This is a genomic window from Streptomyces qaidamensis (genome assembly GCF_001611795.1).
Taxonomy (GTDB): domain Bacteria; phylum Actinomycetota; class Actinomycetes; order Streptomycetales; family Streptomycetaceae; genus Streptomyces; species Streptomyces qaidamensis.
Window position 1 is genome coordinate 3363330 of record NZ_CP015098.1, and the last position, 14157, is coordinate 3377486.

Annotated in this window: 14 protein-coding genes and 1 tRNA gene; 11 read left to right on the forward strand and 4 right to left on the reverse strand. The window is 70.8% G+C overall.

The window, feature by feature from the left end; all coding sequences use genetic code 11:
* Positions 1-49 precede the first annotated feature (49 nt).
* The 3 genes from A4E84_RS14690 (at position 50) to glmS (ending at position 3224) form a co-directional block, all read left to right on the forward strand.
* Positions 50-934, forward strand: coding sequence for a DUF4429 domain-containing protein (locus tag A4E84_RS14690; protein ID WP_062927009.1), 885 nt, complete (start codon positions 50-52; stop codon positions 932-934).
* A 202-nt stretch (positions 935-1136) separates the two neighbouring features.
* On the forward strand, positions 1137-1394 hold the full coding sequence (locus A4E84_RS14695; RefSeq protein ID WP_030838058.1) for a hypothetical protein: 258 nt from the start codon (positions 1137-1139) through the stop codon (positions 1392-1394).
* Between the two features lie 12 nt (positions 1395-1406).
* Positions 1407-3224 (forward strand): glutamine--fructose-6-phosphate transaminase (isomerizing), encoded by a 1818-nt coding sequence (glmS, locus tag A4E84_RS14700; RefSeq protein WP_062927010.1) that lies wholly within the window; start codon positions 1407-1409, stop codon positions 3222-3224.
* A gap of 157 nt (positions 3225-3381) precedes the next feature.
* Here glmS and A4E84_RS14705 read toward each other — a convergent pair whose 3' ends face one another.
* Positions 3382-3942 carry a GPR1/FUN34/YaaH family transporter gene (locus A4E84_RS14705; protein WP_062927011.1) on the reverse strand — a complete coding sequence of 187 codons (561 nt, stop codon included), beginning with the start codon at positions 3940-3942 and terminating at the stop codon, positions 3382-3384.
* Between the two features lie 124 nt (positions 3943-4066).
* The gene (locus tag A4E84_RS14710) at positions 4067-4594 is read right to left on the reverse strand and encodes a universal stress protein (RefSeq protein WP_062927012.1); all 528 of its coding nucleotides are present in this window, start codon (positions 4592-4594) and stop codon (positions 4067-4069) included.
* 304 nt (positions 4595-4898) lie between these two features.
* On the opposite strand from A4E84_RS14710, the gene A4E84_RS14715 reads away from it, so the two are divergent.
* The 6 genes from A4E84_RS14715 to A4E84_RS14740 all read left to right on the forward strand — a co-directional run bounded on the left by A4E84_RS14715 (position 4899) and on the right by A4E84_RS14740 (position 9584).
* Positions 4899-5231 (forward strand): hypothetical protein, encoded by a 333-nt coding sequence (locus A4E84_RS14715; RefSeq protein WP_062927013.1) that lies wholly within the window; start codon positions 4899-4901, stop codon positions 5229-5231.
* 377 nt (positions 5232-5608) lie between these two features.
* On the forward strand, positions 5609-6850 hold the full coding sequence (locus tag A4E84_RS14720; protein WP_062927014.1) for a helix-turn-helix domain-containing protein: 1242 nt from the start codon (positions 5609-5611) through the stop codon (positions 6848-6850).
* Positions 6851-6953: 103 nt separating this feature from the next.
* Positions 6954-7556 carry an oligoribonuclease gene (gene orn, locus A4E84_RS14725; protein ID WP_062927015.1) on the forward strand — a complete coding sequence of 201 codons (603 nt, stop codon included), beginning with the start codon at positions 6954-6956 and terminating at the stop codon, positions 7554-7556.
* Positions 7557-7672: 116 nt separating this feature from the next.
* Positions 7673-7745 (forward strand) — tRNA-His (locus A4E84_RS14730).
* 97 nt (positions 7746-7842) lie between these two features.
* Entirely contained in the window at positions 7843-9033 is a 1191-nt protein-coding gene (locus A4E84_RS14735) for an MFS transporter (RefSeq protein WP_062927016.1), read from the forward strand.
* A 20-nt stretch (positions 9034-9053) separates the two neighbouring features.
* The gene (locus A4E84_RS14740; protein ID WP_062927017.1) at positions 9054-9584 is read left to right on the forward strand and encodes an NUDIX hydrolase; all 531 of its coding nucleotides are present in this window, start codon (positions 9054-9056) and stop codon (positions 9582-9584) included.
* Here the strand turns inward: A4E84_RS14740 and A4E84_RS14745 are convergent.
* Entirely contained in the window at positions 9535-10353 is an 819-nt protein-coding gene (locus A4E84_RS14745) for a serine/threonine-protein kinase (RefSeq protein ID WP_062927018.1), read from the reverse strand. The two genes, A4E84_RS14740 and A4E84_RS14745, sit on opposite strands and share 50 nt — an antisense overlap.
* The gene (locus tag A4E84_RS14750; protein WP_062927019.1) at positions 10350-11405 is read right to left on the reverse strand and encodes a LacI family DNA-binding transcriptional regulator; all 1056 of its coding nucleotides are present in this window, start codon (positions 11403-11405) and stop codon (positions 10350-10352) included. The genes A4E84_RS14745 and A4E84_RS14750 overlap by 4 nt, the downstream gene beginning before the upstream one ends.
* Before the next feature lie 411 nt (positions 11406-11816).
* Between A4E84_RS14750 and A4E84_RS14755 the strand changes: the two genes are divergently transcribed.
* Together A4E84_RS14755 and A4E84_RS14760 are read left to right on the forward strand one after the other, a co-directional pair.
* Positions 11817-13142, forward strand: a complete 1326-nt coding sequence (locus A4E84_RS14755; protein WP_062927020.1) for an ABC transporter substrate-binding protein — start codon at positions 11817-11819, stop codon at positions 13140-13142.
* A gap of 5 nt (positions 13143-13147) precedes the next feature.
* On the forward strand, positions 13148-14155 hold the full coding sequence (locus tag A4E84_RS14760; protein WP_062927021.1) for a carbohydrate ABC transporter permease: 1008 nt from the start codon (positions 13148-13150) through the stop codon (positions 14153-14155).
* The last annotated feature ends 2 nt before the right edge of the window (positions 14156-14157 follow it).

Genomic DNA, 14157 nt, shown 5'->3' on the forward strand with positions numbered 1-14157 from the left:
CAAGAGGTCTGGACCACTCTCTCCTGAGACGGGTGGAACAATCCACCGCATGGCGGAAATCATCCAGAAGGACGGCACGTGGGCCTTCGACGGGGACGCGCTGCGGCTGACTCCCGGACGGGACAAGAACGTCAGCCTGCTGCGCAAGGAGCTGGGTGAACTGGTCGTGCCGCTGCGGGCGCTGGCCGGTGTCTCCCTGGAGCAGGGCAAGAAGGCGGGGCGGCTCAGGCTCCGGCTGCGCGACGGCGCCGACCCGCTGCTGCACGCCACCGGCGGCCGGCTCACCGAGCCCCACGACCCGTACCAGCTGATCGTGGAGTCCGACCGCTACGGCGTCGCCGAGTACTTCGTGGACGAGGTCCGCAGCGCCCTGCTCCTCGACCAGGTCCCCGCCGGGCCGGTCGACGCGTACCTGCTGCCGGGCCCCTCCGTCCCCCTGTCGGTCTCCGCCGGGGACGGCACCGCCGGTTTCGACGGCGAGCGCATACGCCTGGAGTGGAACTGGAAGACCGAGGACGCCAAGGCCGCCGCCGGCGCCCGCACGCTCGCGCTCGCCGACATCACGGGCGTGGAGTGGCACCCGGCGGCCGGTCTGGAGAACGGCCACCTGCGCTTCACCGTGCGGCACGCGCCCACCAAGACCCCGCCCAAGTACGACCCCAACGCCGTGGAGCTGTGGGGCTTCAAGAAGGACCCGCTGATGGCGCTGGTCGCTGCGGCGGTCCAGGCCAGGCTTCCGCACCCGGCCCGGGCCGCCGCCACCGACCCGGTGGACGCGCGCCCGGAGTTGCCTTCCGCTCCGGTCACGGCCTCCGAGGACGATCACGACGCCCTGCTGCGCCGCCTGCGCGAGCTCGGTGAACTGCACCGCTCGGGTGTGCTGACGGACGAGGAGTTCGCCCTCGCCAAGCAGGCGGTCCTCAAGCGGATGTAGGAAGGGAGCACGGCACCGCCTCTGACCATCGTGCGCCGGGAGAACCTGGCGCGCAGGTACTCGTGCTGCTCGGTCATGCTCATGCGCTCGGCGAGCCTCTCGGGTACGCCCGACGAGGCGTGACTGGAGCCCCCCGCAGGAGTCTGCCCGAAATCGGGCAGAATTCTTGCGAAAGCGTCGCCGGTACTCCAGGATCTAGCGAGTGCACGACGAACTCGTTGATCATCTGACGCGGTCCACCGCCCTCGGCCGGGGCGAGGCGCTGCGTGTGATCCAGGACGTGCTCGCCTACTTCGACGAGACGACCGAGGAATACGTCCGTCGCCGCCACCGCGAGCTCCAGGCCCAGGGCCTGGTCAACGCGGCGATCTTCGAACGGATCGAGGCGGACCTCAAATACCGCGCGGTGGCCCCGCCGGAGCTCTCACTCCGGCAGCTGCGGCGCATCGTCTACGGCTAGGAATACGTATATATGTGCGGAATCGTCGGTTACATCGGGAAGCGTGACGTCGCGCCCCTCCTCCTGGAGGGCCTCCAGCGGCTGGAGTACCGCGGCTACGACTCCGCGGGCATCGTCGTCACGTCCCCGAAGACGTCCGGCCTGAAGATGGTCAAGGCCAAGGGCCGCGTGCGCGACCTGGAGGCCAAGGTCCCGGCCCGCTTCAAGGGCACGACCGGCATCGCCCACACCCGCTGGGCCACCCACGGCGCCCCGTCGGACGTCAACGCCCACCCGCACATGTCGGCCGACAACAAGGTCGCCGTCGTGCACAACGGCATCATCGACAACGCCTCCGACCTGCGCCGCAAGCTGGAAGCGGACGGCGTCGAGTTCCTCTCCGAGACCGACACCGAGGTCCTCACCCACCTCGTCGCCCGCTCGCAGGCGCCCAAGCTGGAGGACAAGGTCCGCGAGAGCCTCCGGCTCGTCGAGGGCACGTACGGCATCGCCGTCATGCACGCCGACTTCCCCGACCGGATCGTCGTCGCCCGCAACGGCTCCCCGGTCGTCCTCGGCATCGGCGAGAAGGAGATGTTCGTCGCCTCCGACATCGCCGCGCTGGTCGCCCACACGCGCCAGGTCGTGACCCTCGACGACGGCGAGATGGCCACCCTCAAGGCCGACGACTTCCGCACGTACACCACCGAGGGCACCCGCACCACGGCGGAGCCCACCACGGTCGAGTGGGAGGCCGCCTCCTACGACATGGGCGGCCACGACACGTACATGCACAAGGAGATCCACGAGCAGGCCGACGCCGTGGACCGCGTGCTGCGCGGCCGCATCGACGACCGCTTCTCCACCGTGCACCTGGGCGGCCTGAACCTGGACGCCCGCGAGGCCCGGCGGATCCGCCGCGTGAAGATCCTCGGCTGCGGCACCTCCTACCACGCGGGCATGATCGGCGCCCAGATGATCGAGCAGCTGGCCCGCATCCCCGCCGACGCCGAGCCGGCCTCGGAGTTCCGCTACCGCAACGCGGTCGTCGACCCCGACACCCTCTACGTCGCCGTCTCCCAGTCCGGCGAGACCTACGACGTGCTGGCCGCCGTGCAGGAGCTCAAGCGCAAGGGCGCCCGCGTCCTGGGCGTGGTGAACGTCGTCGGCTCCGCGATCGCCCGTGAGGCGGACGGCGGCATCTACGTCCACGCCGGCCCCGAGGTCTGCGTCGTCTCCACCAAGTGCTTCACCAACACCACGGTGGCCTTCGCCCTGCTCGCCCTCCACCTCGGCCGCACCCGCGACCTGTCGGTCCGGGACGGCAAGCGGATCATCGAGGGTCTGCGCAAGCTGCCCGCGCAGATCGCCGAGATCATGGAGCGGGAGGACGACGTCAAGAAGCTGGCCCTGCAGTTCGCCGAGGCCCGCTCGATGCTCTTCATCGGCCGTGTCCGGGGCTACCCGGTGGCCCGCGAGGCCTCCCTGAAGCTCAAGGAGATCTCTTACATCCACGCCGAGGCCTACCCCGCCTCGGAGCTCAAGCACGGCCCGCTGGCCCTGATCGAGCCGGCCCTCCCGACGGTCGCGATCGTCCCCGACGACGACCTCCTGGAGAAGAACCGCGCCGCCATGGAGGAGATCAAGGCCCGCAGCGGCCGGATCCTCGCGGTGGCCCACCAGCCCCAGGAGAAGGCCGACGAGACGATCGTCGTCCCGAAGAACGAGGACGAGCTGGACCCGATCCTGATGGGCATCCCCCTCCAGCTCCTCGCGTACCACACCGCTCTGGCGCTCGGCCGTGACATCGACAAGCCCCGCAACCTCGCCAAGTCGGTGACGGTGGAGTAGTCGCCCTTCTTTTCTCGGGGGCGTGGGGAACTGCGCGAGCAACCACAACGCACCCGCACAGACCGGCGAAAGAGGACGGACCCCCCACGTGCTGCCACCCTGCACGGGGGGGTCCGTTTCATCGCCGGGAAGCCGCCCAACTCCCCAGCCGGCGCAGCTAACCGGTGGCCGTCACGCCCCGGCCCGCAGCGCGTCGCGGAATCGCCGTGGGCCAGTGGGCCAACGCCGCGGTCGCCGCGTACCAGGCCACCACCCCCGCGGCGACGGCGAACCAGCCGCCCACCTTCACGAGCCCGTCGTTGCCGGCGAAACTCGCGATCGCCATGAGCAACAGGGCGACGAAGAACAGCCCGTACATGCCCTGCCCGAGCTGGTCCCCGCCCGCGAGCGTCAGGGACAGCGCGACGAGGGCGAACAACAGCAGGAACAGCCCGGCCTCGTTGCCGGAGGCACTGTCGGACACGGCCCACGTGAACCACAGCGCCCCGAGCACCGAGAACGCCGTACCCCCGACGGAGTCACCCTCGCGCAGGGCCACCAGCCCCGCGACGAAGAGCGCGACTCCGCCCACGTACTGGGCGATTGACACGGCGTCAGTGGCTGACACACCGTCGATCACGGCGGTGTGCCCCAGCCCGAAGGCCAACAGGGTGATTCCGAGGGCGAGTCGACCGGCCACGGTCGTGATTCCGCTTCCCGCGGAGACGTCTTTGTCCACGGCGGGCTCCCTTCGTGCATGTGCAGTTGTACGGTGTCCCGTATATGCCCTTCACAAGGGCACAAACACCTCTACGCGTGAGTAGATTTACGCGCTGCACAAGGGAGTTACCGCTCGGGGTACGTCAGGGAATGACGATGACCGGCCGCTGCGCCCGCTTGGCGAGCCGCCCCGCGACCGAGCCGAAGATGCGCCCCACGAGGCCGTGGGTGGAGCCGACGACGATCGCGTCGGCCTCGTACTCCCGGCCGACCTCTTCGAGTTCGTGGCAGATGTCACCGCCGCGCTCGACCAGGATCCAGGGCACCTCGGCGAGGTAGTCCGCACAGGCCAGTTCCAGACCGAGCACCTCGGTGCGGTGGTCCGGCACGTCCACGAACACGGGCGGCTCGCAGCCGGCCCACACCGTGGTCGGCAGCCGGTTGGCGACGTGCACGATGATCAGGCCCGACCCGGAGCGATGGGCCATGCCGATCGCGTACGCCAGGGCGCGCTCGCTGGATGTGGAGCCGTCGAAGCCGACGACGACCCCGTGCTTGAAGGCGGGGTCGCAGGAGTGGCGTGGCTCTTCCGCCGCCAGGGGCTCGGCCGCCGTGGGATCGGCGACGGGCCGCTTGCGGTCCGCGGGTTCGAAGAATTCGTGACCGGCCATGGCTGTCTCGGCGTTGTGATCCTTATACGGGGGACAACGGTGTGCGGCGGAGCTGTGTCCGGGAATGGTCTTCCCACCCCCATACCCTCAAGGGTACGGCGGCACGCCTCCTTAGCCCAGATCCCGCTCACGGTGCGTGCGGGTTCCAGGGAGCATGCACGAGGCACCGCCCGTAACGCAATGGTTGCTGCCCTGTACAGGCGGTTTGCACGGGATTCAATGACCGCGGAGGTGATCGGGACGGCCAGTGACCGACGCCGCCGCCACGCGTTGAACCCCGAGAGTCACGCCACAGGGAGCACGCATGTCCGGACCCCGCCCCGCCACCGAGGCGGACCGCGCGGCCCCGCCGCCGCGGGACACCGCGACGGATGTGGTTCGCTGGGCCGCCTTCAGCTGCCTGCTCGTCCCGGTGGTGCTCCTCGGCTACGGCGCCTCTCTGGCCGGCGCCGCCGGCACGGCCCTCGGGCTCGCGGCCGTCACGGGCGCCTGCCGGGTCCTGCTGCGCCAGTCCGAGCGGGGCGCGACCCGGCTCGCGGCGGAGGACCGGGCACCCCACCGGGGCCGGCACCACCGCACCGGAACCGGGTCCCACCGTGGCGGACGGCACACCGGAGGAGATACACCGGTCGGCTGACCGGTTTCCGCGCACGCGCGCGTCACTTTTCAGCCAACTTCACGCCCCCGTGCATCCCCCGCTCCCCCCACCCCCCAGACCCCGTTCGACCTGCACGGAAAGGGCCTCAGGGGGTCTGCGCACCCTACGTGGATTGGCCACTGCGACAAGGCGCACTTCCCTGCTCGCCCCATGAGTGCAACGCTTCGTGATCGAATGCTTCACGCCAAGTTGCCAAGTCGACAATGTGCCGAGTGCCGAACCGGCCACTTCGGCGCGACGGGACACAGTAGATTCGATCTTGACTGTCTACGGCGGGGGACTCGTGCAGGACCGAGGGGAAACGTGCAGGAGCGACACAACCGAGGAGCCGCGACCACCGAGGGGGGCTTAGCAGTATGAGCCACGACTCCACTGCCGCGCCGGAAGCCGCGGCCCGGAAACTTTCCGGGCGACGCCGCAAGGAGATCGTCGCGGTGCTGCTGTTCAGCGGCGGCCCCATCTTCGAGAGTTCCATACCGCTGTCGGTGTTCGGGGTTGACCGCCAGGACGCCGGCGTACCGCGCTACCGACTGCTGGTGTGCGGGGGCGAGGACGGTCCGCTACGGACCACCGGGGGACTCGAACTCACCGCACCACACGGCCTGGAAGCGATCTCGCGCGCGGGCACGGTCGTCGTACCGGCCTGGCGTTCGATCACTTCTCCGCCACCGGAAGAGGCGCTCGACGCGCTGCGCCGCGCCCACGAGGAGGGCGCCCGCATCGTAGGGCTGTGCACCGGCGCCTTCGTCCTCGCGGCGGCGGGCCTGCTGGACGGCCGCCCCGCGACGACACACTGGATGTACGCACCGACGCTGGCCAAGCGCTACCCGTCGGTGCACGTGGACCCGCGCGAGCTGTTCGTCGACGACGGCGACGTCCTGACGTCGGCGGGCACGGCCGCGGGCATCGACCTGTGCCTGCACATCGTGCGCACGGACCACGGCAACGAGGCGGCCGGGGCCCTGGCCAGGCGGCTCGTCGTGCCGCCGCGCCGCAGCGGCGGGCAGGAGCGCTACCTCGACAGGTCTTTACCGGAGGAGATCGGCGCCGACCCGCTCGCCGAGGTCGTCGCCTGGGCGCTGGAGCACCTCCACGAACAGTTCGACGTGGAGACGCTGGCGGCGCGCGCGTACATGAGCCGCCGTACCTTCGACCGCCGCTTCCGCTCGCTGACCGGGAGCGCTCCGCTGCAGTGGCTGATCACCCAGCGGGTCCTCCAGGCGCAGCGCCTGCTGGAGACGTCGGACTACTCGGTGGACGAGGTGGCGGGGCGCTGCGGCTTCCGGTCGCCGGTGGCCCTGCGCGGGCACTTCCGCCGCCAACTGGGCTCGTCCCCGGCCGCGTACCGGGCCGCCTACCGCGCCCGGCGCCCGCAGGGCGAGCGGCCCCAGGACACCGAGAGCGCTCCGGGCGGCCCCGGGTCCGGCATGCCGGGCCATCCGGGCCACGCCGGGCACCCGGGCCAGCCCGGCCAGGCACCGACGCCGCTCCACCCGGAGCACCCGGTGCCGCTGCAGTCCCGCCGTACGGCGGCGAGCGCCGTCGGCCAGTCGCCGGCCCTGTCGGCGAGCCTGCCCGGGCAGCGCAGCGCGCCCTGATCGAGTGCCCGGGGCCCGCGAGGAGCACGTCTCCTCGCGGGCCCCTTCGGCTTTCCCGGCACGGGCGGCCCGGCCGGTGGCGGCGGGCCGTAAGGTTAGACACATGAACGATCGCATGGTGTGGATCGACTGCGAGATGACCGGCCTCTCGCTGTCGGACGACGCGCTCATCGAGGTGGCCGCCCTCGTGACCGACTCCGAGCTGAACGTGCTCGGCGAGGGCGTGGACATCGTCATCCGGCCGCCGGAGCAGTCGCTGGAGACGATGCCGGACGTGGTGCGTCAGATGCACACCGCCTCCGGGCTGCTCGAAGAGCTGGCCGCCGGGACCACCCTGAAGGACGCCGAGGACCAGGTCCTGACGTACGTGAGGGAGTTCGTCAAGGAGCCGGGCAAGGCGCCGCTGTGCGGGAACTCCGTCGGCACGGACCGCGGCTTCCTGCTGCGCGACATGCCGGCCCTGGAGAACTACCTCCACTACCGGATCGTCGACGTTTCGTCGGTCAAGGAGCTGGCGCGCCGCTGGTACCCGCGGGCGTACTTCAACAGCCCGCAGAAGAACGGCAACCACCGTGCGCTCGCCGACATCCGCGAGTCGATCGCGGAGCTGCGGTACTACCGCGAGGCCGTGTTCGTCCCGCAGCCCGGGCCCGACTCGGACACCGCGCGGACGATCGCGGCGAAGCACGTTCTGCCTGCTCAGTAGCGGGACGAGGGCCCGTCGGGGGCGGCGCGGCGAAAGCCGGGCGCGAGCACCCCTTCGGACCCTGTACACTTTTTCTCGGCCGGTCAGGGAAGTCACTGACCTCCAAGCCGGTCATGGTGGGTGTAGCTCAGCTGGTAGAGCACCTGGTTGTGGTCCAGGATGCCGCGGGTTCAAGTCCCGTCACTCACCCTGAGTAATCAGCCGGTGGCTTCGTGAAGAAGCCACCGGCTGAAGCTTTTTGCGCGCCTCTCCGGGGCGGCGCGGCAGGCTGGCTACCGTCGGCGGCATGGACGGTCGACGCCCGGGATGGCGCGCGTGTGTGCTCAGCGGGGCGGTGTTCGCCGTCTGCATGGCCGGCACCACACTGCCGACGCCTCTCTACCCCCTCTACCAGGACGAGTTCGGCTTCTCCGAGCTGACGGTCACCGTGGTGTACGCCCTCTACGCCTTCGCCGTGATCGGTGTGCTGCTGCTGGTCGGCAACGCCTCGGACGCCGTGGGCAGGCGCCCGGTGCTGCTGTGCGGCCTGGGCTTCGCGGCGCTGAGCGCCGTCTGTTTCCTGTGCGCCACCGGCCTCGGCTGGCTCTACGCGGGGCGGCTGCTGTCGGGGCTGTCCGCCGGGCTGTTCACCGGCGCCGCCACGGCGTACGTGATGGAGCTGGCGCCCGAGGGCGGCGCCTCCCGGGCCACTTTCGTGGCGACGGCCGCCAACATGGGCGGGCTGGGCTGCGGTCCCCTGCTCTCCGGGCTGCTCGCGCAGTACGCCGCATGGCCGCTGTACCTGCCGTTCGTCACCCATCTCGCCCTGGTGGCCGCCTCGGCCGCGGTGCTGCTGCGGCTCGCGGAGACGGTGAGGGAGCGGCAGCCGCTGCGCACCGTGCGCCCGCAGCGGCCCGCACTGCCCCCGCAGGTACGCGCGGTGTTCGGCCCCGCCGCCACCGCCTCCTTCGTCGGGTTCGCCCTGTTCGGGGTGTTCACCTCGGTCAGCCCGGCCTTCCTCGCGGAGTCCCTGCACGTGGACGACCACGCCGTGAGCGGGCTGATCGTCGCGCTGGCCTTCTTCTCCTCGACGGCCGGGCAGCTGGCGGTCGGCCGGGTCGGCGTACGGCGCTCCCTGCCGTTGGGCTGCGCCGGGCTCCTCGCCGGTCTTGCGCTGCTCGCCGGCGCCCTGCGGTGGGACCAGATGTCCCTGCTGATCGCCAGCGCGCTCGTCGGCGGAGTCGGCCAGGGGCTGGCGTTCCGCGGTGCCCTCGCCGACGTGGCCGCGGCCTCCCCCGAACACCGGCGCGCGGCCGTGATCTCGACCCTGTTCGTCGTCGCCTACACGGGCATCTCCGTGCCCGTGATCGGCGTCGGTCTCCTGACCGGTCCGATCGGCCTGGAGGGCGCGGGGCTGGTGTTCATCGCCTGCATGGCCGTCCTGGTCGTGACGGCGGCGGTGTATCTGCTGCGGCGGCCGGAACCGGCTCGGGTCTGAGCGCGTGCGATCGTGGGCCCATGCGTGAGCCGGTGGAACGGGTCGACGGGCAGGACCGGGTGCTCGGGGTGGTCGACCGGGACGAGGCGATCCGCAACGGCTGGCCGCACCGGATCGCGACGACGGTCTGCCGGGACGCGCGGGGACGGGTGCTGGTGCATCGCAGGCCGGAGCACGTTTCGCGGTTCCCCGGGCACTACGACTGGCTGATCGGCGGGGCCGTCGAGGTCGGCGAGTCGTACGAGGAGGCGGCGGCCCGGGAGCTGACCGAGGAACTGGGCGTCCGGGCTCGGGTGCGGTTCGTCTACAAGTTCCTCTGCCGAGGAGCGATCAGCCCCTACTGGCTCGGGGTGCACGAGGCCGTCGTCTCCGAGCCCCTCACCCCCGACCCGTCCGCGATCGCCTGGCACGGCTGGATCGGCGAGGCGGAGCTCGGGGAGGCACTCCGGACGAGGCTGTTCGTGCCCGACGGAGTGGAGGCCCTGCGGCGCCACCCCGGCCTCAGCTCACCGACCGCCGCCACGCGGCAGCCAACTCCGCCACCCCGGTGAATCGTTCGGCCGGGTCGGCCCGCACGGCCCGGTCCACCACGGCCAGTTGCTCCGCCGTGCCCCGCCAGGCGCGTTCCTCGTCGCCCGCGTCCAGGAGGAGGCGGATGGCGCGGCCCAGGGCGTGGACCGTCGTACGGCCGTCGATGCGGGAGCCGCGCCGCCGTTCCTCCGGCGCCATGAAGCGGCGCGAGCCCGGCAGGCGGTCCGCCTCCAGGGTGAACGGGCCCGGGCGGTACTCGTCGAGGTCGATCAGCCGGAGGTCACCGGCGTCGAAGTCGTAGAGGAACACCCCGTCGTAGAGGTCGACGGCGACGAACCCCGCCGCCTCCACCGCGAGGTGGGCGTCCAGGAGCCGGTCGACGGCGCGCAGGACCGGGGCTACGGGCTGGGCTCGGAAGCGGGCCAGGGGATGGTCCGGGTGTGCGCGGCCGCCGTGGCGGCGCAGGGTCGGGTGGTAGAGGACCTCGCCGGGGCACCAGGGCATCACGACCGCCGGCCCGCCGGAGCGGGCGGCGAGGCGGTGGAGCTGGGGGACGATCGCCGGGTGGCGTACCGCGCGGTGGAAGGTCCAGGCGCGGTCGAGCGATCGCCGGGCCGCGGCGGTCGTCGCCTCCTTCACGAACCAGCGTTCGCCGTTCGCCGGCCGGACCCCGTACGACACGCAGCCCGAGTCCTGCTCGCGGAAGGCGCGGAACACCTCACCCACCGTCCGCAGGTACGGCTCGGTCCGGGGCACCTCGGTGGCGTCGAGGAGCGGGTGGTGCGTCACGACGACGACCGGGACACCAGCTCCGTGGCCAGGACCATCTGCCGGCGCTCCAAGCCCCGGGAGGCGAGCGGGCGGCGGTCGGCGACCTCGGTGAGGAGGAGGTCTATCATCCGGCGGCCCATCTCCTCGATCGGCTGGCGGACACTGGTCAGCGGCGGTTCCATGTGGCGGGCGATGGCGGAGTCGTCGTAGCCGACGAGCGCCACGTCCTGAGGGATGCGGCGGCCCGCGTCGAGCAGCGCCCGGCGGGCGCCGGCCGCGGTGACGTCGGAGGCGGCGAAGACCGCGTCGATGTCGGGGTGGCGCTCCAGCAGGGCCACCATCGCCCGGTACCCGCCCTCCTCGGTGAAGTCCCCCGCCTCGATCAGCCCTTCGTCCACCCCGTGGCCGGCGTCGCTCATGGCCTCGCGGTAGCCGTCGACACGGCGCTGGGCGCCGTAGACGTCGAGGCGGCCGGTGATGTGTGCCACCCGGGTCCGGCCCCGGGACAGCAGGTGCTCGACGGCCTGGCGGGCGCCGCCGTAGTTGTCCGAGTCGACCGACGGCAGGGTCTCCGCCGACGAACGCGGGCCGCTGATCACCGCCGGGATCTCCAGCTGGGCCAGCAGGTCGGGCAGCGGGTCGTCCGCGTGCACCGAGACCAGCAGGACGCCGTCCACGCGGTGGGCCGCCAGGTACTGGGCGAGGCGGGCGCGTTCGCGCTCGTTGCCCGCGAAGATCAGCAGCAGCTGCATCTCCGTGTCGGCCAGCGCGGCCCCGACGCCCTTCAGCATGTCCGAGAAGTACGGCTCCGCGAAGAACCGGGTCTCCGGCTCGGGCACGACCAGCGCGATCGCGTCCGTGCGGTTGGCGGCCAGCGCGCGGGCCGCGGTGTTGGGGACGTAGCCGAGCTCCGCGACCGCCGCCTCGACGGCCGCGCGGGTCGCGTCGCTGACCCGGGGCGAGCCGTTGATCACCCGCGAGACGGTGCCGCGGCCGACACCGGCGCGCGCCGCCACCTCTTCGAGGGTGGGCCGGCCACCACTTCGGCCCCGCGCTCCGTGGGTTGCCATGGGCTCCGCCTTCCCGTCCACGCCCGCACTCTGCGACTGGCCTGGAATTTAACAGGCTCGTCAGCCCTGTGATTGCCGCCGAGGGCTCACCGCCCCCCGGCCTTCCGCTTCGGTCGGGAAAGCCGGTACGACCGGTGCCCGGATCGGCTTGATATCACTTGCCCGGGCCTCAACCGAGCCCGGCCCGGGTCCAGTTAACAGCCCGATAACTGAACGCATCTCTCCCTGTCCGGTCCCTTGACACCCCCGCCGCGACCGGGGACTCTTCAACACATCACTGGTGGGAGCGCTCCCACACTACCTGACACATACACAACCCGCACGTTCCCCGCCCGAGCCTTAAGCGCGTGAAAACGGTCCGACGATGCAGTTGGCCGGGGGGTCGGCACGTCAGGGCAACAGGAGGACGACATGCGAGCACGCATCCGAACCGCCCGCAAGGCGATGGTCGTCGCGGCCGTCGCGTCGCTGGGCGCCGGGCTGCTGGCCGGCTGTGCGGACGACGGCGGAGGCGACGGCTCCTCGTCGGGCGGCGGCAGCGGCGGCAGCGGCGGCAAGACCAAGATCACCCTGGGACTCTTCGGCACCTTCGGGTTCGAGGAGGCCGGCCTCTACAAGGAGTACGAGAAGCTCCACCCGGACGTCGACATCCAGCAGACGGTCGTCGAGCGGAACGAGAACTACTACCCCACGCTGGTCAACCACCTGACCACCAACAGCGGCCTGCAGGACATCCAGGGCGTCGAAGTCGGCAACATCGCCGAGATCGTCAAGACCCAGTCCGCCAAGCTCCTGGACCTCTCCAAGTACGGCAAGAAGGGCGACTACCTGGAGTGGAAGTGGCAGCAGGCCACCACCGAGGACGGTCAGACCGTCGGCCTGGGCACGGACGTCGGCCCGATGGCCATCTGCTACCGCAAGGACCTCTTCGAGAAGGCCGGTCTGCCCACCGACCGCGAGGAGGTCGGCAAGCTGTGGGCCGGTGACTGGAACAAGCTGGTCAAGGTCGGCGAGGACTACAAGAAGAAGGCGCCGGAGGGCACCACCTTCCTGGACTCCCCCGGCGGGCTGCTCCAGGCGATCCTCAGCAGCGAGAAGGACCGCTTCTACGACTCCTCCGGCAAGGTCATCTACAAGTCGAACCCGGCCGTGAAGGCCGCCTTCGACCTCACCGCCAAGGCGGCCGAGGACGGACTGATCGGAAACCAGACACAGTTCCAGCCCGCCTGGGACACCACGATCGCCAACAGCAAGTTCGCGGCGATGTCCTGCCCGCCGTGGATGCTCGGCTACATCAAGGGCAAGTCGAAGCCGGAGGCCAAGGGCAAGTGGGACGTGGCCGCGTCGCCGAAGTCCGGCAACTGGGGCGGTTCCTTCCTGACGGTTCCCAAGTCGGGCAAGAACGCCGAGGAGGCCGCGAAGCTGGCTGCCTGGCTGACCGCGCCCGAGCAGCAGGCCAAGCTGTTCGCCGTGCAGGGCAGCTTCCCGAGCACCCCGGCCGCCTACGAGTCGGACGCGGTGAAGAGCGCCAAGAACGAGATGACCGGTGACGCGCCGATCGGCACCATCTTCGCCGCGGCCGCCAAGAGCAGCCCGGTGCAGACGATCGGCCCGAAGGACCAGATCATCCAGCAGGGTCTGACGGACAACGGCGTCATCCTCGTCACCCAGGGCAAGTCGCCCAAGGAGGCGTGGGACACGGCCGTCAAGACCATCGACAACAACCTGGACCAGTGACCGGAATGGCAACCAGGCACGACACCGCCGCGCCCCCCGTGAAGGAGGGGGGCGCGGCCCCGGGCCGCCCGCCGGCCGACGCGGAGGCGGCAAGGAAGAAGCGCGCCCGGCTCTCCCGCCGCTGGCAGCGCGACATGCGCTGGAGCCCGTACGCGTTCGTCTCGCCCTTCTTCCTGCTCTTCCTCGCGTTCGGCCTGTTCCCGCTGCTGTACACCGGCTGGGCCTCGCTGCACCAGGTGGAGCTGACGGCGCCCACGGACATGTCCTGGGTGGGCCTGCGCAACTACACCCGTATCTTCGACGACGACTTCTTCTGGAACGCGGCGAAGAACACCCTGACCATCGGCATCATCTCCACGGTTCCGCAGCTGCTGATGGCGATGGGCCTGGCGCACATCCTCAACTACAAGCTGCGCGGCTCCACGTTCTACCGCGTCGTCATGCTGGCCCCCTACGCCACGTCGATCGCCGCCGCCTCGCTGGTCTTCGTGCTGCTCTTCGGCCGCGACTACGGCATGATCAACTGGGCGCTGAACGCCGTCGGCATCGACCACGTCGACTGGCAGAACGACAAGTGGCCGTCCCAGATCGCCGTGTCCACCATCATCATCTGGCGCTGGACGGGCTACAACGCGCTGATCTACCTGGCCGCGATGCAGGCGATCCCTCAGGACCTGTACGAGTCGGCGGCACTGGACGGAGCCAGCCGCTGGCGGCAGTTCCTCCACGTCACGCTGCCCTCGCTGCGTCCGACGATCCTGTTCACGGTCGTGGTGTCGACCATCGGTGCCTCGCAGGTGTTCGGTGAGCCGCTGCTGTTCGACGCCAACAAGGGCGCCTCCGGCGGATCCCAGCACCAGTTCCAGACGCTCGGCCTGTACCTGTACGAGCAGGGCTGGATCAACCAGCACCTGGGCCGCGCCTCCGCCATCGCCTGGACGATGTTCCTGATCCTCATCGTGATCGGGATCGTCAACTACGTCATCTCGCGCCGGCTGCGCGCCAGTAGCTAAGG